14 protein-coding genes are annotated in these 17,640 nt (G+C 64.6%); 4 read left to right on the top strand and 10 right to left on the bottom strand.

The window, feature by feature from the left end; all coding sequences use genetic code 11:
* Nucleotides 1-168: 168 nt before the first annotated feature.
* From NLI84_RS16340 to NLI84_RS16380, 9 genes are all read right to left on the bottom strand, one after another.
* Nucleotides 169-912 carry a peptidylprolyl isomerase gene (locus tag NLI84_RS16340; RefSeq protein ID WP_255991748.1) on the bottom strand — a complete coding sequence of 248 codons (744 nt, stop codon included), beginning with the start codon at nt 910-912 and terminating at the stop codon, nt 169-171.
* A 19-nt stretch (nt 913-931) separates the two neighbouring features.
* On the bottom strand, nt 932-1,615 hold the full coding sequence (narI, locus tag NLI84_RS16345; RefSeq protein WP_255991749.1) for a respiratory nitrate reductase subunit gamma: 684 nt from the start codon (nt 1,613-1,615) through the stop codon (nt 932-934).
* A gap of 76 nt (nt 1,616-1,691) precedes the next feature.
* Nucleotides 1,692-2,363 carry a nitrate reductase molybdenum cofactor assembly chaperone gene (gene narJ / locus NLI84_RS16350; protein WP_255991750.1) on the bottom strand — a complete coding sequence of 224 codons (672 nt, stop codon included), beginning with the start codon at nt 2,361-2,363 and terminating at the stop codon, nt 1,692-1,694.
* Nucleotides 2,360-3,922, bottom strand: coding sequence for a nitrate reductase subunit beta (narH, locus tag NLI84_RS16355; protein ID WP_255991751.1), 1,563 nt, complete (start codon nt 3,920-3,922; stop codon nt 2,360-2,362). The genes narJ and narH overlap by 4 nt, the downstream gene beginning before the upstream one ends.
* Nucleotides 3,919-7,653, bottom strand: a complete 3,735-nt coding sequence (locus tag NLI84_RS16360; RefSeq protein ID WP_255991753.1) for a nitrate reductase subunit alpha — start codon at nt 7,651-7,653, stop codon at nt 3,919-3,921. Before NLI84_RS16360 ends, narH begins: the two co-directional genes overlap by 4 nt.
* Nucleotides 7,654-7,783: 130 nt before the next feature.
* Entirely contained in the window at nt 7,784-9,166 is a 1,383-nt protein-coding gene (locus tag NLI84_RS16365) for a NarK family nitrate/nitrite MFS transporter (protein WP_255991754.1), read from the bottom strand.
* Between the two features lie 27 nt (nt 9,167-9,193).
* Nucleotides 9,194-10,462, bottom strand: coding sequence for an MFS transporter (locus NLI84_RS16370; protein ID WP_255991755.1), 1,269 nt, complete (start codon nt 10,460-10,462; stop codon nt 9,194-9,196).
* A 159-nt stretch (nt 10,463-10,621) separates the two neighbouring features.
* Complete coding sequence (locus NLI84_RS16375) at nt 10,622-11,932, bottom strand: cation:proton antiporter (protein ID WP_255991756.1); 1,311 nt, start codon at nt 11,930-11,932, stop codon at nt 10,622-10,624.
* Between the two features lie 730 nt (nt 11,933-12,662).
* On the bottom strand, nt 12,663-13,667 hold the full coding sequence (locus NLI84_RS16380) for a LysR family transcriptional regulator (protein WP_255991757.1): 1,005 nt from the start codon (nt 13,665-13,667) through the stop codon (nt 12,663-12,665).
* Nucleotides 13,668-13,912: 245 nt separating this feature from the next.
* Between NLI84_RS16380 and NLI84_RS16385 the strand changes: the two genes are divergently transcribed.
* From NLI84_RS16385 to NLI84_RS16400, 4 genes are all read left to right on the top strand, one after another.
* On the top strand, nt 13,913-14,974 hold the full coding sequence (locus NLI84_RS16385) for an NAD(P)-dependent alcohol dehydrogenase (RefSeq protein ID WP_255991758.1): 1,062 nt from the start codon (nt 13,913-13,915) through the stop codon (nt 14,972-14,974).
* A gap of 88 nt (nt 14,975-15,062) precedes the next feature.
* Nucleotides 15,063-15,830, top strand: a complete 768-nt coding sequence (locus NLI84_RS16390) for a DUF3750 domain-containing protein (RefSeq protein WP_255991759.1) — start codon at nt 15,063-15,065, stop codon at nt 15,828-15,830.
* Between the two features lie 226 nt (nt 15,831-16,056).
* Nucleotides 16,057-16,275 carry a hypothetical protein gene (locus NLI84_RS16395; protein ID WP_255991764.1) on the top strand — a complete coding sequence of 73 codons (219 nt, stop codon included), beginning with the start codon at nt 16,057-16,059 and terminating at the stop codon, nt 16,273-16,275.
* Between the two features lie 13 nt (nt 16,276-16,288).
* Complete coding sequence (locus tag NLI84_RS16400) at nt 16,289-16,444, top strand: DUF1328 domain-containing protein (RefSeq protein ID WP_255991766.1); 156 nt, start codon at nt 16,289-16,291, stop codon at nt 16,442-16,444.
* A 66-nt stretch (nt 16,445-16,510) separates the two neighbouring features.
* Here NLI84_RS16400 and NLI84_RS16405 read toward each other — a convergent pair whose 3' ends face one another.
* On the bottom strand, nt 16,511-17,143 hold the full coding sequence (locus NLI84_RS16405; protein ID WP_255991768.1) for a glutathione S-transferase family protein: 633 nt from the start codon (nt 17,141-17,143) through the stop codon (nt 16,511-16,513).
* Nucleotides 17,144-17,640: the final 497 nt, after the last annotated feature.

The raw sequence follows: 17,640 nt of genomic DNA on the forward strand, positions 1-17,640 counted from the left end.
GTCGCACCGGTCGGTGACCGAGACGCGCAGGTAGTCGATGCGGCGGGCAAAGCGATCACGAAGCTGGGGCAGATCGGGCACGGACATGATGGGCATCCGGTAATGTAGCTACATTCTGCCTCTAAGGCCGCGTGACCACCATTCACTCGCGTGCCTAGTTCTTGTGGCCTATTGCACCAGCGGACTGTCGGCAGCGGCAAGAGCTATGCCGCTGATGCGCGCACGCCCGACCAAAAGCTGCAGATACTGCCGGGTTGCGGTGTCGACGCTGTACGCATGCATCGCACTGGCGATCGCACCCTCGACCTCGTCAAACGGCCGCAAGCGGCCGGCGATGCTCCGATGGATGCGCGCGATATGCAGGCCGAAACGCGTTTCGATCAGCCGCGGAACGATGCCGGGCGCTGCCCCGAACAGTGCGCGCTCGAATTCCGGCACCGTCTGCCCGCGCGCCAGTTGGCCCAGCGAGCCGCCCTGCGCCGCCGACGGGCAATTGGAACGCTCGGCCGCCAGCGCCGCGAAACGTTCGGGCGCGGCCACGAGCTCGGCCAGCGTCGCTTCGGCAAGCTCGCGCAGCGGGCCCAGCGCCACTTGCGGCGTGACCTGGAACAGGATGTGATCGGCCTCGACGAGCTCGCCGACGGTGTAACGTGTCGGGTGCTGCTGGTAGTGCCGCAAACAGCTCTCCCGGTCGGGCTGCGGCACCTTGATCTCGCGCGCCAGCAGCGCATCGATCAGCCCGTCCTCGTCAGGCGCGGAGAGGCCCAGGCGTGCGGCTTCCTCGCACAGCAGGTGGCGCAGGATGACGGCCACGGTGGCCTGATGCAGCGGCAGGGGCTCACCCTCGTGCCGCGGCAACTCGGCCTCGATATCAGCGTCGGTGAGCTCGTAATCATTGACGACGACGGGCATGGTGCTCTCCTTGCGGGTATTAACGCGGGCGTACCAGCTGCCAGGCACGACCGATATAGGTGACCGACGCGAAGCCGCTCCACACATGGACGAGCCGGGTGAACGGGAAGATCACGAACAGCGTCATGCCCATGAACAGGTGGGCCTTGAACAGCCAGTGCGCACTGCTGATGAAGTCCGCCGCGCCGGCACGGAAAGTGACGATGTGCTGCGCCCAGCTCATCAGCAGCACCATCTCGTGGCCGTCGCGATGCTGGGCAGAGACGAAGATGGTGGACAGCCCCAGCAGCAGCGTGATCAGGATCCACAGCAGCAGCACCTTGTCGCCCGGGCGGGTGACGGCGCGCAGCCGCGCATCGCTCAGGCGGCGATGCAGCAGGATGCAAAGGCCGGTCAGGCAGATGCCGCCCATGACGCCACCGGCCAGCATGGCCACCATCTGCTTGAAGCTGTGCGTGACGCCGAGCGCATCCCACACCGCAACGGGAGTGAGCAGGCCGGCCGCGTGGCCGAAGAACAGCCCGAGAATGCCAACATGGAACAGGATGTTGCCCAGCCGCAGCCGGCCGCGGTGCAGCAGCTGCGAGCTGTCGCTCTTCCAGGTGTATTGCTCACGCTCGAAGCGCGCGAGGCTGCCGAAGAGGAAGATGGCGAGCGCGATATAGGGGTAGATGCCGAAAACGAACTGGTGCAGGTAGGTCATGGGGGTTCTCCTGACGTGAGGGTGAGGTGAGGATGAGGTGTCCGGATGGTGGCGCCCTCGCTGTGGCGCCGGCCGATCAGGGTCTCGTCGCACCCTCCTCGCGAAGCGGTGCCTTGCGATGAAACTGCACGGTCTGCACGCCACCGGGTTGCGGCCTGAGCAGCGGCTCGGCACCGTCGGCCCCTGGGCCGAACGTCTCCAAGAGCTCGTCCATGTCGCGCACCGGCGGCTCGCGCAAGGGCTTGGGCGCGACCGTGGCCAGTTCACGCAGCACGGCAAAAATCGTGGCGTAAGGGCTGCCTGATTCGGCCAGCCTGTCGCCGATCGCCGCTATCACGTGAACCGCCTCGTTCAGCAGCGGCAAGGCCTGCTCCGCGGGCAACTGACCCAGGAATTCGAGAAACAGCGGCAGGTAATCGGGCAATTCGCCGGTTTCACTGCCCGGCTCGAAACCATGGCGCTGGTATTCGTTCAGCAAGTCGACCATGGCCTCGCCACGATCGCGGCTCTCGCCGTGCAGATGCTCAAAAAGATGCAGCGCATAGGCCGGATTGCGATCGAAAGTGGCGACGTAATTCTCCTGCAGCGCGATCAGGCTGTTGCTGCGCAGGAAATCGAGCAGCGGCCACAACCGCGCCCGGTTATCGGCCTGCGAGGCCAAAGCGGCGTCGATCTCGTCGATCGCGGCCACCAACTCTGCCTCCGGATAGCTCAGCAGCGCGGACAGTGCGAGACATAGCGTGTTCATACCCCCTCCTTTGCCTTGCGCGACTTGGGCATGTGCACGTAGATCACGCTGCCCTCCTGCTTCTTGCCAAAGAGCCCGCCGTCCGACACGCCGCTGGAGCAGCCGTTGCCAAAGGTGAAACCACAGCTGCCCTTGTCGTTGAAGCTGTCCTCGACCAGCTCCTTGTGGCTGGACGGGATGACGAAGCGATCCTCGTAATTGGCGATGGCCATGATCTGGTACATGTCCTCGACCGTCGCCGCGTCGAGCCCGACTGGCTTGAGCAGCGCTTCGTCACCCTTGCCATGCACCACTTCGCTGCGCTTGTAGGCGCGCATCGCGATCATCCGTTCGAGCGCATCGACCACCGGCGCTTCCTTGCCGGCAGTCAGCAGGTTGGCCAGGTACTTCACCGGGATGCGCAGGCTCTTCACGTCCGGGATGATGCTGTCGCCGACCACGCTGTGCGGCATCTGCCGGTTTTCCGCGGCCGACTGGATCGGCGACAGCGGCGGGATATACCAGACCATGGGCAGCGTGCGGTACTCGGGATGGAGCGGAAAGGCTACCTTCCATTCCATAGCCATCTTGTAGACGGGGCTGTTGCGTGCGGCATCCAGCCAGCTGTCAGGTATGCCCTGGCGGCGTGCCTCTAGTTGAACCCATTCCGAATGCGGGTCGAGAAAGCAATCGAGCTGCGCCTGGTACAGATCCTGTTCGTCTGCCACGGCGGCTGCGGCTTCGATCTTGTCCGCGTCGTAAAGCAGCACCCCGAGATAGCGGATACGGCCGACACAGGTTTCCGAGCACACGGTGGGCTGGCCTGCCTCGATGCGGGGGAAGCAAAAGGTGCACTTCTCGGCCTTGCCGCTTTGCCAATTGAAGTAGACCTTCTTGTAGGGGCAACCCGAGATGCACATGCGCCAGCCGCGACACTTGTCCTGGTCGACCAGCACGATGCCATCGTCCTCGCGCTTATAGATCGAGCCCGACGGGCAAGACGCCACGCAGGCCGGGTTCAGACAGTGCTCGCACAGGCGGGGCAGATACATCATGAAGGTGTTTTCGAAGGTGCTGTACATCTCCTTCTGCACCCCTTCGAACAGCGCATCACGGCCGCGCGAGCTAAACTCGCCGCCGAGGTCATCCTCCCAGTTCGGACCCCATTCGATCTTGTCCATCTTCTTGCCGGTAATCACCGACACCGGCCGCGCCGTCGGCGGGGTTTCGGACAGCGGCGCGTGCTGCAAATGCTCGTAGTCGTAGGTGAACGGCTCGTAGTAATCGTCGATTGCCGGCAGATTGGGGTTGGCAAAGAGGTTGGCGAGGATCTTCAGCCGCCCACCCTGGCGCGGCTCCAGCTTGCCCGCGGCGTTGCGGACCCAGCCGCCCTGCCACTTCTGCTGGTTTTCCCATTCCTTCGGATAACCGATGCCTGGCTTGGTTTCCACGTTGTTGAACCAGGCGTACTCGACGCCATCGCGGCTGGTCCAGACGTTCTTGCAGGTGACCGAACAGGTGTGGCAACCGATGCATTTATCGAGGTTCAGCACCATGCCGACTTGGGCGCGGATTTTCATTTGGCGACTCCTTCTTCGTCCTCGACACGCGGCCCTTCCAGCCAGTCCACCTTCTTCATCTTGCGCAGCACCACGAACTCATCGCGATTGCTGCCCACCGTGCCGTAGTAATTGAAGCCGTAGGCCTGCTGCGCATAGCCTCCGATCATGTGGGTGGGCTTGAGCACCGCGCGGGTCACCGAGTTGTGGATGCCGCCGCGCTTGCCGCTCATTTCGGCGCCCGGCACGTTCACGATCTTTTCCTGGGCGTGATACATCAGACACATGCCCTGCGGCACGCGCTGGCTGACCACCACGCGGGCGGTCAGCGTGCCGTTGCTGTTGAACACCTCGACCCAATCGTTGTCGACAATGCCGGCCTGTTTGGCCTCGGCCTCGGAGATCCACACGTGCGGGCCACCGCGACTGAGCGTGAGCATGCGCAGGTTGTCCGAATAGGTGCTGTGGATGCCCCACTTCTGGTGCGGCGTGATCCAGTTGAGCACCAGCTCATGGTTGCCGTTGGGCGCCTTGCCCAGCATCGGCGCCACCGTCTTGGTGTCGATCGCCGGCTTGTAGACGCAGAAGCCTTCGCCGAAATCCAGCATCCAGCGGTGGTCCTGGTAGAACTGCTGCCGACCGGTGAGCGTGCGCCATGGGATCAGCTCGTGCACATTGGTGTAGCCGGCGTTGTAGCTGACTTCCTCGCTTTCCAGCCCGGACCAGGTCGGGGCAGAGATGATCTTGCGCGGCTGCGCCTGCACATCGCGAAAGCGAATCTTGTCGTGCTCGCGGCCCACCGCCAGATGGGTATGGTCGCGACCGGTGATCTTGGAGAGCGCATCCCAGGCCTTGACCGCCACATGGCCGTTGGTCTCAGGGGCGAAGGTCAGGATCATCTCGGCGGCGTCGATCGCGGTATCCAGCCGCGGCCGGCCCTGGCTGACGCCGGGTTCGGTCACCGTCTTGGTAAAGCCCGCGAGCTCGTGCACCTCGTGCTGGGTATCCCAGTTGATACCCTTGCCGCCGTTGCCGAGCTTGTCGAGCAGCGGCCCGACCGAGGTGAACTTCTTGTAGACATCAGCGTAGTTGCGCTCGACCACCATCATGCTCGGCGCGGTCTTGCCCGGAATCAGCTCGCATTCGCCCTTCTTCCAATCGAGCGGCGTCATCGGCTGGCCCAGCTCGCCCGGGGTGTCGTGCATCAACGGTTGCAGCACCACATCGCGGCGGGTGCCCAGATATGGCCCGCCGATCTCGCTGAACTTCTTGGCGATGAGCTTGTAGATTTCCCAGTCGGTCTTGCTCTCCCACAATGGCTGCACCGCCTCGGACAGCGGGTGGATGAAGGGGTGCATATCGCTGGTGTTGAGATCGTCCTTCTCGTACCAGGTGGCCGTCGGTAACACGATGTCGCCATACAGGCACGTGGTGCTCATGCGAAAGTCGAGCACGGTCAAGAGGTCGAGCTTGCCCTCGGCCGCCTCTTCGCGCCAGGTGACTTCGCTCGGGCGGATCGCATCATTAGGGTCATCGAACAGCGCGTTCTGCGTGCCCAAGAGGTATTTCAGGAAATACTCGTGGCCCTTGCCGCTGGAGCCGAGGATGTTCGAGCGCCAGACGAACATATTGCGCGGGAAGTTGTTCGGATGGTCCGGATCGTCGCAGCTCATCTGCACGCCGCCGGATTTGAGCTGTTTGGCCAGATAGGTCGGTACGTCCTGGCCCGCGGCGGCCGCCGCGTCGCACACGTCGAGCGGATTGGTCTGCAGCTGCGGAGCGGAGGGCAGCCAGCCCATGCGCTCGGCCTTGGCGTTGAAATCGATCATCGCCATCTTGGACAGGCGCGATTTGTCGGCAGTCGGCGCGAGGATCTCGTCGACATGCAGCTTTTCGTGGCGCCACTGGCTGGTATGCGCGTAGAAGAAGCTTGTGCCGTTCATCTGCCGGGGTGGGCGCACCCAGTCGAGCGCGAACGCGAGCGGCGCCCAGCCGAACTGCGGCCGCAGCTTTTCCTGGCCCACGTAATGCGCCCAGCCGCCGCCGCTTTGGCCGACGCAGCCGCACATCATCAACAGGTTGATAATGCCGCGGTAAGTCATGTCCATGTGATACCAGTGATTCAGCGCGGCGCCGACGATCACCATGCTCTTGCCGTGCGTATCGTGCGCGTTCTGCGCGAATTCGCGCGCCACCTGCACCACGAGCTCGGGCTTCACCCCCGTGTGCTTTTGCTGCCAGGCCGGGGTGTAGGGCGTGTCGTCGCTGTAGGAAGTGGCCACATTGCCGCCACCCAGGCCCTGATCGACACCGTAGTTGGCCAGCTGCAGATCGTGCACGGTCGCAACCAGCACCGACTCGCCGCGCGCCAGCGTGATGCGCCGGGCAGCGACATTGCGCACCAGCAGCTCGTCATGCTCGGCGCCGAAGTAACTAAAACCGACGCCGACGATCTCGTCGTGCGCATCCTTCAGGCTCAACAGCGGGTCGATCTCGCGACCGCTGCCGCCGTCACGGCTTTCCAGGTTCCAGCGCCCCACCTTGCCGGTACCCGCCTTGTCCTCGCCCCAGCGAAAACCGATGGTGCCATTGGGCGCTACGAGCTCGCCGGTCGCCGCATCGATCGCCACCGTCTTCCAGTCGGCGTTGTTGGCTTCGCCGAGCGCGGCAGGCAGCTGCGCGGCGCGCAGGAAATGGTCGGGCACGTAGACGCCATCCTGCTCGCGCAGCTGTACCAGCATCGGCATGTCGGTGTACTGCTTCACGTAGGACGTGAAGTAGGTCGACGGGTTGTCGCGGTGGAATTCGGTGAGCACCACGTGGCCCATGGCCAGCGCCAGCGCGGCGTCGGTCCCCTGCTTGGGCGCAAGCCAGATGTCGCCGAACTTGACCATTTCACCGAAATCGCTGGAAACGGCCACCGTCTTGGTGCCCTTGTAGCGGACCTCGGTATAGAAGTGGGCGTCGGGCGTGCGCGTCATCGGCACGTTCGAGCCCCACACCATCAGATAGGTCGAGTTGTACCAGTCGGCCGATTCGGGCACGTCGGTCTGCTCGCCCCAGATCTGCGGGCTGGCCGGCGGCAGATCGCAATACCAGTCGTAAAAGCTCAGGCACGCGCCGCCAATCAGGCTGAGGTAACGCGCGCCGGCAGCGTAGCTGACCATGCTCATGGCCGGGATCGGCGAGAAGCCGACGACGCGATCGGGGCCGTATTGCTTGATGGTGTAGGCGTTGGCCGCAGCGATGATTTCGGTCGCGGTTTCCCAATCGGCGCGCACGAAGCCGCCCTGGCCGCGCACGCTCTTGTAGCGGCGCGCCCTTTCCGGGTTCTGGCTGATGTGCTCCCAGGCGGCGATCGGATCCATGGTCAGGCGGGCGTCGCGCCACATTTCCATCAAGCGGCCGCGGATCATCGGGTATTTCACCCGCTGCGCCGAATACACATACCAGCTGTAGGACGCGCCACGCGGGCAGCCGCGCGGCTCGTGGTTGGGCAGGTCGGGCCGGGTGCGTGGGTAGTCGGTCTGCTGGGTTTCCCAGGTGATCAGGCCGTTCTTCACGTACACCTTCCAGCTACACGATCCGGTGCAGTTCACGCCGTGGGTGGAGCGCACGATCTTGTCGTGCTGCCAGCGGGAGCGGTAACCATTCTCCCAGCGCCGGTCTTCGTTGACGACCGCGCCGTGTCCGTCAGCGAACGTCGATTGCACTCGGCTCAGGAATTTGAGGCGATCCAGGAAATGACTCATCGTGTTAGCTCCGTCGTGGCCCAAGCGCCGCGGTGACTTCAGTGTCCGCCAGCGGCGCGGCGCGCGACATTCATCAATGGGTAGAGGTGATCACTGCACAAGGACTAGTCCGTTTGGCCAGGTACGGGCCTTAGCACGGCATCGGCGCATGTCGGCGCGCATAGCACCACCAGGTGATCAGCACGCAGCTGAGGTAGAACAGCACGAAGCACCACAGCGCCGCATGCGGGGTTCCGGTGAGCGCGATGGCGGTGCCGAAGCTCTTGGGGATAAAGAAGCCACCGTATGCGCCGATGGCGCCGGAAAAACCCAGCACAGCGGCCGCTTCCTTGTTGCCCTCGAGCGTGGCCTGCCGCTGTGCCGCCTCGCCGCTACCAAGGGCGCGCAGCCGCTCGGTAAGGAAGATCACCGGGATCATGCGGAAGGTGGAGCCATTGCCGATGCCGGTCAGCGCGAACAGCACGATGAATAGCGAAAGAAAGCCGCCAAAATGACCGGCGCTGCCCGCCGTCGGCAAGAACTGCATGACGCCCAGCACCGCGAATGCCATCGCGACAAAGGTCCACAGCGTGACGCGCGCGCCACCCACCTTGTCCGACAGCCAGCCCCCCAGCGGCCGGGTCAGCGCGCCGACCAGGGGGCCGAGAAACGCGTATTGGGTGGGATTGACGTCGGGGAACTGCGACTTGGTCAACATCGCCAGGCCCGCCGAGAAGCCGATGAAGGAGCCGAAAGTCCCCAGATAAAGCCAGCACATCAGCCAGTTGTGCTTACGCTTGAAAATCACCGCCTGCTCGGCGAACGACGCCCTGGCGTCGGCGATATCGTTCATGCCGAACCAGGCCGCCAGCGTGGCCACCACGATGAAAGGCACCCAGATGAAACCGGCGTTCTGCAGCCAGACCGTGCGCAATCCGTCCGACGCGGGCACGGTCTGGCCGTCACCGCCCAGCGCACCGAACACCCCAACCGAGATCACCATCGGCACCAGGAACTGCGTGACGCTCACGCCCAGGTTGCCGATCCCGGCGTTGAGCCCGGTGGCCAGGCCCTTCTTCGATTTGGGAAAGAAGAAACTGATATTGGCCATGCTCGAGCTGAAGTTGCCGCCACCGAGACCACACAGCAGCGCCAGCACCAACAGCGTGGGATAGGTGGTCGACGGATCACGCAGCGCAAAGCCTATGCCCAGCGCCGGAATCAGCAGCGTGGCAGTGGAAATCGCCGTCCAGCGCCGGCCACCGAACACCGGCACCAGGAAGGAATAGAAGATGCGTAGCGTGGCGCCGGACAAGGCCGGCAGCGCGGTGAGCCAGAACAGCTGGTTCTTGCTGAAGTTGAACCCGGCCTGATCGAGATTGACGACGACCACGCTCCACAGCATCCAGACGCTGAAGGCCAGCATCAGTGCCGGAATCGAGATCCAAAGATTGCGGTTGGCGATATAGGCGCCGGTTTGTTGCCAGAAAGCCGGATTTTCCGGCTCCCAGCGCTTGAGGACGTGGGTCGTCATGATCGGACTCCGTGGGGGTAGGGAAACTCAAGGGGTGGTGCGGGCTAATTCGGGCTGCGCAGGCACAACGCGCTCGCCGCGGAAACTGAAATGCATCCAGACGAGGCTCACGCAGACCGTGCCGTACAGCAGCATGAAAGCGCTGGAACGGATGCCCGTGAGATCGAGCGCGAAGCCGAACAGCACCGGCAGCAGGAAGCCGCCGAGGCCACCGGCGAGGCCGACCATGCCGGACACCGCCCCGATCTGTTGCGGGAAATCCTCGGCGATGAACTTGAATACCGAGGCCTTACCGATGGCGGTTGCCACGCCGACCACGAACAGCAGCAGCGTGAACAGCGCGGGGTTCAGCCCGATATGGAATGAGCGCGGGCCACCCACGGTGAGGATGGCGAAGTCAGTCTGCGGATAGCTGAGCAGGAAGAAACAGACCCAGCACACCCACATCACCCACCAGGTGGTCTTGTAGGCGCCATAGCGGTCGGCTATCCAGCCTCCCACCGCGCGCAAGACACCACCGGGCAGCGAAAAGCACGCCGCGAGCAGCGCAGCCCGCTTCATGTCGAAGCCGTATTCGCCGATGTAGTACTTGGTCATCCACAGCGCGAGCGCGACATAGCCGCCGAACACCACCGAGTAGTACTGGCAGTAGCGCCAGACCCGCGGATCGCGCAGCATGGCCAGCTGATCGCGCAGACCCACCGTGGCCGGAACCCGGTGCGCCGGATCGGATGCCGAGCCCAGCCAGAACAGCACCGCCGTCACCAGCATGGCCACCGCATACACCTGCGGCACGATGGTCCAGGCGCCGCCAGCCACCACGATCAGCGCGGGCGCCACGAACTTGGTCAGCGCCGACCCCGAATTGCCGGCACCGAACACCCCCATCGCCAGACCCTGACGCTGGCGCGGGAACCAGCGCGCCACGTAGGGCGTTCCCACCGAGAACGCGCCGCCGGCAAGGCCGACGAACAGCGCCAGCACCAGGAAATGCCAGTAGGCGGTGGCGTAACTCATCAGCCAGATCGCCGGCACCGTGGCGAGCATCAGCAGAAACAACACGACACGGCCGCCGTAGCGGTCGGTCCACAGCCCCAATGGCACGCGCACCAGCGAACCGGTCAGCACTGGCATGGCGGCCAAGAGGCCGAACTCGGTTTCAGAAAGACCCAGCTGCGTCTTGAGCGGAATGCCGATGACGGCAAACATCATCCAGACGGCAAAACAGATGGTGAAGGCGAAGGTGCTCGAAACCAGCACGGGTACTGCTTGGCGGGGGAGGTGTTCGGAAGCCATGGCACGGCTCGCTGGGCACGGGAAGATGTACCGAGCTTATGCAAGCGCCCAAAGCGGGCCTATTGGCCGATCGGGGTGGATAGCTTATGCAGAGTGGCTAGGCAGAACAGGCTATACGGTGGGCGAACGCGACAAAGCGGGGGGCATCTGCGGCTGCTTTCAAGCGTGGAGGCGGCGCGCGCGGCGATTCATCAGCGGCGTGATCGACAGGCCATGCAGCACGATGGAGCTGGCGACGGCGAACAGGGTAATCTCGATAAAAGGCGTCACCAGTTCGCGTGGCAGGCCATGGTTGATCGCGTAGAACAGGTAATAGATCGAGCCAATACCACGTACGCCGAACCATCCCACCAGCCAGCGATTGGGCGGGCGCTCGGCGCTGGCCGGCCTGCCCAGCAGGCTCAGCCAGGTGGCAAGCGGGCGGATCAGCAAAAGCAGTAGCGGAATCAGCCACGCGGTGCTGGGCGGTTCGTAACGCAGCAGCAGAATGCCAAGCAGCAGCACGATCACGACTTCCGCCACCCGCTCCAGCTGTTCGGTGAACGACAACATGGCGTGCTTGAGATAGGAGGCGGCCGACTCCGGATTCGTGGCCAGGGCTTCGCGCGGATCGGGCAGCGCCGGCACAACCAGCGCCTCGGGCGCATCATCCGGGTGGTCGAAGCGGCGTAGCGCCAGGCCCGCCGCGAACACCGCAAGAAAACCATAGGCGTGGCACAGCACCGCCAGCCCGTAGGCCACGGCGATCAGGCCCAGCGCGAGGAACTCGTCCAGGCCCACCGCCTCGCGATGGTGCGTGCGCAGATAGGTCACCAGCCGTCCGGTCCATGCCCCCAGCAGCGCGCCGAGCACGAGCCCGGCGCTCACCGCCCAAACCACGTCGACCGCCCACCAGCGCCAACCCCAGCTGCCAAGCTCGTGCACGCCCAAGAGGCCCAGGCCCAGCATCACCAGCGGAAACGCCGTACCGTCGTTCAGCCCTCCTTCGGCGGTCAGGCCAAAGCGCAAGGCGTCGCCGTCATCGGGATGCGCAACCTGCACATCGGAAGCGAGAACGGGATCGGTGGGCGCCAGTATGGCGCCCAGCAGCACGGCCGCGCCCCAGGGCAGGCCGGCGCCGAAATGCGCGGCCACGGCGATACCAGCCACGGTGAATAGCATGGCCAGGGTGGCCAGCCTGATCGGCAGATGCCAGCGCGCGTCGCGCAACGACACATTGAGCTTGAGCCCGGCGCTGAACAAGGAGATCAGCACGGCGGTTTCGGCCAGCCGTTCCAGCAGGATGGCGTCGCCACGCGGGTCCAGCCGGGCAAGCCCGAACGCGCCCAGCGCGCAGCCCACGCCCAGGTAGAGCATGGCCATGCTGAGCGGCAGGCGCTTGAGCAGCGTGCCCGCCAGCGCCATCAGGAACAGCAGCGCTCCGACGATAAGCAACCAGATGGCGAAATGCTGCGGCGTGGCGGCGTCCATGGGTGTCGTTCCTGCTGGATCAGCGTTTTACGGTGGGACTACTGCGCCGTGCTGCAATCGCGCCCGCACGAGCGATATGCCTGCAGCAGAGGCCGCCCTGCCGTGACCTACCCGCGAGGGTCGGTCCGTGCCACCACTTCGACTCCGGCGTAAAGACCACACCCTCACCCACTTTGCAAGCCATGTTCCACCTCTTGGTCGATCAGGCGAACAGTCGCGACCCGGTAGCGCGGCCGGAGTGGATCGCGCCGCGGACCCACTCTGCAGCCGCCCCACGGCGGGCACGCTGCGTGGCTTGCGGAACCGGGGGCGCCGGGCCCGACCGCGTCGGCCGGGCCATCGACGACTGCGCCATGCGAACAGGCTATCGCCCAAATCGGGCGGCGCGAGCGTGAAAATGCCAGCCTTCGCCTTGCCGCCATCCTCGCGATGTCGCTGGCTTTGGTTGGGGGCAACCGCGCGAAAACACGGCCACGTCACCCGCCTACCTATATTCCGGCAGCACCAGCGCCGCGCCCAGCGTCATCCCGCCCAGGTGCAGGCCCAGCTCGATCAGGCCGCCATGGAGCGGCGACAGCCCGGCGTTGTGCTATTTGCAGAGGGAAAGGCGATTTCTTTCGCAGGATCAATATCTTGTCACGCGCATATGCGCCAACGATGTGCCGCAGCTCGACTGAGCCTGATCGATTGCTACCGATGCCGTGGCGGTGTGGCAAGCAGTACACCTGGTTTATTCAGGCACGACCCGCCCTGGCACACACGATGCGGTACTGCGCGCCAGCTTGCGCCCACGGGCCTCGGCGGCGAGCAGCTCCTTCTCCGACAGCATGAAATCGCCGCTGCTAGACAAGCGTTCGACCACCAGATCGATAAAGGCGCGAACCCGCGCGGGCTGCGCTGCCCGGCTGCCGTAATAGAGATAGACGCCCATGTGGTCGGTGTTGTGTTGCGTCAGCACCGGCACCAGCCGGCCTTCGCGGATCTGGCTCGCCGCGGCGAAGCCGGGTAGCTGCGTCAGTACCTGGCCGGACAGCAGCGCTTGCTGCTCCAGTTCTCCATCGTTGGTGGCCAGCACCCAGGGCAGGTGCAGATCCAGCTGCTCGCCGGCCACCTGGACGAACCACGGCAGCAACTGCCCCGTGCCAGGGTGGCGGAACACGCTGCAGCGATGCGCGGGCAGTTCATCCAGCGTCTGCGGCATGCCGTATCGCGCCAGATAAGCCGGTGCAGCGCAGATCACGAGCTGCAGCGCAAACAGCCGCCTGGCGATCAAGCCGTCCTGTGGCGGGCCGCCGATGCGAAAGCCGACGTCCACCCGGTCTTCCACCCAGTTGCCGATATCGTCGTCCAGCTGTACATCGGGCTGGATATCCGGATAGCGCTGGCAGAACTCGTCGAGCACCGGCCAGAGCAAGGGGGCGAAGGTCGCACGCGGCCCGACGATGCGCAGGCATCCGGCGATCTCGTCCTTGGCACTGCGTGCCCGCTGTAATGCGCGCTCCAGCGCCTCCAGCGCCGGGTAAGCCGCCTCGAGGAACTGCTGGCCTTCGTCGGTCAGCGCGATGCTGCGGGTCGTGCGGTGCAGCAGCCGCACGCCTAGATGCTGTTCCAGCAGCGCCAGCGCCTGGCTTGCCGCCTGCGGCGTCATGCCCTGGGCCTGCGCGGCCTTGCGCAGGCTGCCGAGCTCCACCGCTTTGGCAAAGGTGGAAATGGCACGCAATTCATTGATCGGCACGATGAAACCCCAGGTGATCGATAGCCGATTATCAAGAAAAACTTGCTTCTTATTCAATATTCATCGGCTAGTTTCGTGATAGCAATTGGCCTAAAGTCCACAGCGCTCGACAGCAAGCGACAAAGTGCTGCATCCAAGCGATCGACTTCTTGTTCAGCAGCAACGAGCGAAGCACCTGCTGGCGATGCGCGCTTTCCATCCCGCTGCTTGTCACTCCGTCCCCTATCCCGCATACAGGAAGCACCATGAGCATCGAGACCCGTGCCTACGCCGCCACTTCCACCACCACACCACTGGGGCCATACCGCTTCAACCGCCGCAGCCCGCGCCACGACGATGTGGCGATCGAGATCCTCTATTGCGGCGTGTGCCACTCCGATCTGCATACGGCCCGCAACGACTGGGGCTGGAGCACCTATCCCATCGTGCCGGGCCACGAGATGATCGGCCGCGTGACCGGCATCGGTGCCGACGTGACCCGCTTCAAGGTCGGCGACCATGTCGGTGTCGGCTGCCTCGTCGACTCCTGCGGCCATTGCCCGGCCTGCGCCCATGGCGACGAACAGCACTGCGCCGAGGGGCCGGTCTTCAGCTATGGCGGCATCGACCGGATCGACGGCAGCACCACCCAGGGCGGCTACTCGGAGCGGATCGTGGTCAAGCAGGAATTCGTGGTACGCATCCCGGATGGCCTCGACCTCGCCGGCGCGGCGCCGCTGCTGTGTGCCGGCATCACCACCTGGTCGCCGCTGAAGAACTGGGGGGTGAAGGCAGGCAGCAAGGTCGCCGTCGTCGGCCTCGGTGGCCTGGGGCATATGGCAATCAAGCTTGCCCACGCCATGGGCGCCGAAGTGACGCTATTCACCCGCTCGCCCGGCAAGGAGGACGATGCGCGCCGGCTGGGAGCCGATCACATCGTGCTCTCTACCGACGCCGCGCAGCTGGCAGCGGTCGCCAGCCGCTTCGAGCTGATCATCGATACGGTACCCTATGCCCACGATCTCAACCCCTATATCCCCACGCTGGGCTACAACGGCGTGCTGGCGCTGGTGGGCTATCTGGGGCCGCTGGAACCGGCGCTCGACACCATGCCCATGGTGCTGGGGCGCAAGGCAGTCGCCGGCTCGCTGATCGGCGGCATCGCCAGCACCCAGGAAATGCTCGATTTCTGCGGCAAGCACGGCATTACCGCCGATATCGAACTAATCCGCATGCAGGATATCAACGAAGCCTATGAGCGCATGCTCAGCAGCGACGTGAAATACCGCTTCGTGATCGACATCGCCACGCTGCAAGAAGCCGCCTGATTGCGCCCAGGGCGCCGCAGGCAGCGGCGCCCACCCATCTCTTCCAACCCGCCTGCTCCGGCAAGAGCAGGCCCGCCAGGAGTGTTGCATGCGGTTCTCACGTCGCCTGGCCTGGGCGCTGCCGGCCCTGCTGGTCGTGTCCTTTGGCCTGAGCGTGGCCAACGATTCGCGCGCCGAGCACGGGCCCGCGCAGCGCAGCTGGATGACCGCGCCACGCCATTCGGCCGGTGTCGCCCCCGACCCGGCGCAGCTGGACGACACCGCCATCATCCAGGTGTACGCCGCCCCCACCTTCGGCTGGCGCGGCCTGTTCGCCATCCACCCGTGGATCATCTACAAGCGCAGCGGTGAAGCCGACTACACGCGCTACGAGGTGGTCGGCTGGGCGGGCGACAATGTGGTGCAACGCGATTACGCGCTGCCCGACGGGCTGTGGTACGGCGCGCAACCGCAGCTGCTGCTCGAGCACCGTGGCGAGGGTGTCGACGCCCGGATCGACGCCGCCATCGCCAGTTATCCGTTCCCGCATGAATACCGCGCCTATCCCGGCCCCAACAGCAACACCTTCCTTGCCCATATCGGCCGCGAAGTGCCTGCGCTGGGGCTCGATCTGCCAGCCAACGCCATTGGCAAGGACTACCGCCCGCTCAGCCAGCCGCTGGGGCTGACGCCATCGGGCAGCGGCCTGCAGCTCTCGCTGCTCGGCTTGCTGGGCCTGAACGTGGGGCTGGAGGAAGGCGTGGAGATCAACCTGCTGGGCCTGAACGCCGGCGTGGATCTGAATCGACCCGCGCTGCGCCTGCCCTTCATCGGCCGCCTCGGCATGGCAGACACCCCCCGCATGCAAACGGATTGAGCGGCCCCGCTACAGGCGTGCCGCATCAGCCCATCCGACCTGACTCGCTGCGATTGCCCGGTCCTCGTGCAGAGCGCCAAGTTCGACGCCATCCAGCGCGCACCTTGCTCGACCTGCGAGCCCACTGCGCTCAAGCGCGCCGTTATCACACCGCCATTATTTACAGTCACCCGACACCGATTCGACCTTACGCTGACTTCACCAGTACTGAACAACGAGGTGAACCATGCTGATCCGCCTGCTGCTTGCCACCATGCTCACGCTGCCGCTTCTGGCGTGCAGTGACAAGCCGGAAACCACGATGGACAAGGTCGAGAACAAGGTCGACGACGCGCTCGATCGCCGCCCTGCCGAGCCGGTACGCGATGCGGTGGAAGATGCCGGCGACAAGGTCGAGGATGCGGCCGGTGAGGCCAAGGACGCCGTGAAGGACGCTACCAACTAAGGAGAACTACATCATGCTGCACTATGCCATCGTCTTTCTCGTGATCGCGCTGATTGCCGGGGTGCTCGGTTTTGGCGGCGTTGCCGGCACCGCAGCCTGGATCGCCAAGGTGCTGTTCGTGATCTTCCTGGTCCTGTTCGTGGTCTCGCTGATCCGGCGCAAGACCTGAGGCCGCGACAGGCTCAATGACAAAGGCCGCCCACGGGCGGCCTTTGTCATTGTCGGGATACCGGAATCAGAAGCTCAGCGACCAGGGCTCTGCGGCACCGTCGGCTATCCATTGCTGCATCGCCGGCAAGGCGAGGACGGTTGCCATGTACTGCCGCGCACTGTCGGGCACCTCCACGCCATAGGTGACGAAGCGGGTGACCACCGGCGCGTAGAACGCATCGGCCGCCGAGAACGCGCCGAACAGGAAGGGCCCGTTTTCGCCGAAGTGATTGCGGCAATCGGTCCAGATCGCGCAAATCCGATCGATTTCGGCCTGCGTCGCCGCATCGATCCGGGCGGTCTTGCGGCCACGAATGTCCATGCTCAGATGGGTGCGCAGCTGCGTGAAGCCCGCATGCATCTCGGCAGACACCGATCGCGCCACCGCGCGTGCAGCCGGATCGGCCGGCCAGATGCCACGACCGGGAAACTTCTCCGCCAGGTATTCGACGATGGCGAGGCTATCCCAGATCACCAGGTCGCCATCGACCAGCGCCGGCACCTTGCCCGACGGGCTGATGCGCAGGATCTGCTCCTTGCTGTCGCCCTGGTACAGCGGCACCAGCGTTTCCTCGAAGGCAATGCCCGCCTGCTTCATCACCAGCCACGGCCGCAGCGACCACGACGAGTAGTTCTTGTTGCCGATCAACAGCTGCATGACAGACCTCCGTTAGGGTGGGGTAGGTCTGCAGACTAACGCAAAAATTGTGGCTGGCGTGTTACCGGAAGCGGAGAGCATAGATAGCGCCTGCGGCGCGGTGCTTGAATGCCGGTTCCGCCCGGCGGACGGGCTGCTTTTCTTGCGTCGCCAAGAAAAGTAGCCAAAAGAAGGCGACCCCGCATCCGCGCCCTTCGGGTTCCCTCGCTGCGGACAATCGAGTCGGCGCCTGCGGGACTCGGCCTTTGGCCTCAAACATCCTCGGCGAAACCCCGCCCCGCTTGTTCCTCGCTCGGCGCTTCTGAGGGGAGTTCGGTTGGTATGCCAAGATCGCTGGGTGAATTCACTACATTCTGCGGACCACGTTTCCCCCTTGGCGCAAGGGGGATGAAGGGAGATTTTGCTGGTAGCGAGCTTGTGATGAATGCTCCAGCCCATATCGGCGCGTGGTTTTCTCCCCTTTGCCAGCGCCGAAGGAGCGGAGCGAGACCTTAGGC

The sequence above is a fragment of the Chitinolyticbacter albus genome (assembly GCF_024437655.1).
Classification (GTDB): Bacteria; Pseudomonadota; Gammaproteobacteria; order Burkholderiales; family Chitinibacteraceae; genus Chitinolyticbacter; species Chitinolyticbacter albus.

Bases quoted from the DNA above. Each gene is read 5' to 3' on its own strand.
- NLI84_RS16370 (WP_255991755.1), bottom strand. From the start codon at position 10,462: ATGGCTTCCGAACACCTCCCCCGCCAAGCAGTACCCGTGCTGGTTTCG.
- NLI84_RS16405 (WP_255991768.1), bottom strand. From the start codon at position 17,143: ATGCAGCTGTTGATCGGCAACAAGAACTACTCGTCGTGGTCGCTGCGG.
- NLI84_RS16400 (WP_255991766.1), top strand. From the start codon at position 16,289: ATGCTGCACTATGCCATCGTCTTTCTCGTGATCGCGCTGATTGCCGGG.
- NLI84_RS16340 (WP_255991748.1), bottom strand. From the start codon at position 912: ATGCCCGTCGTCGTCAATGATTACGAGCTCACCGACGCTGATATCGAG.
- NLI84_RS16395 (WP_255991764.1), top strand. From the start codon at position 16,057: ATGCTGATCCGCCTGCTGCTTGCCACCATGCTCACGCTGCCGCTTCTG.
- NLI84_RS16360 (WP_255991753.1), bottom strand. From the start codon at position 7,653: ATGAGTCATTTCCTGGATCGCCTCAAATTCCTGAGCCGAGTGCAATCG.
- NLI84_RS16390 (WP_255991759.1), top strand. From the start codon at position 15,063: ATGCGGTTCTCACGTCGCCTGGCCTGGGCGCTGCCGGCCCTGCTGGTC.
- NLI84_RS16365 (WP_255991754.1), bottom strand. From the start codon at position 9,166: ATGACGACCCACGTCCTCAAGCGCTGGGAGCCGGAAAATCCGGCTTTC.
- narI (WP_255991749.1), bottom strand. From the start codon at position 1,615: ATGACCTACCTGCACCAGTTCGTTTTCGGCATCTACCCCTATATCGCG.
- narJ (WP_255991750.1), bottom strand. From the start codon at position 2,363: ATGAACACGCTATGTCTCGCACTGTCCGCGCTGCTGAGCTATCCGGAG.
- narH (WP_255991751.1), bottom strand. From the start codon at position 3,922: ATGAAAATCCGCGCCCAAGTCGGCATGGTGCTGAACCTCGATAAATGC.
- NLI84_RS16385 (WP_255991758.1), top strand. From the start codon at position 13,913: ATGAGCATCGAGACCCGTGCCTACGCCGCCACTTCCACCACCACACCA.
- NLI84_RS16375 (WP_255991756.1), bottom strand. From the start codon at position 11,932: ATGGACGCCGCCACGCCGCAGCATTTCGCCATCTGGTTGCTTATCGTC.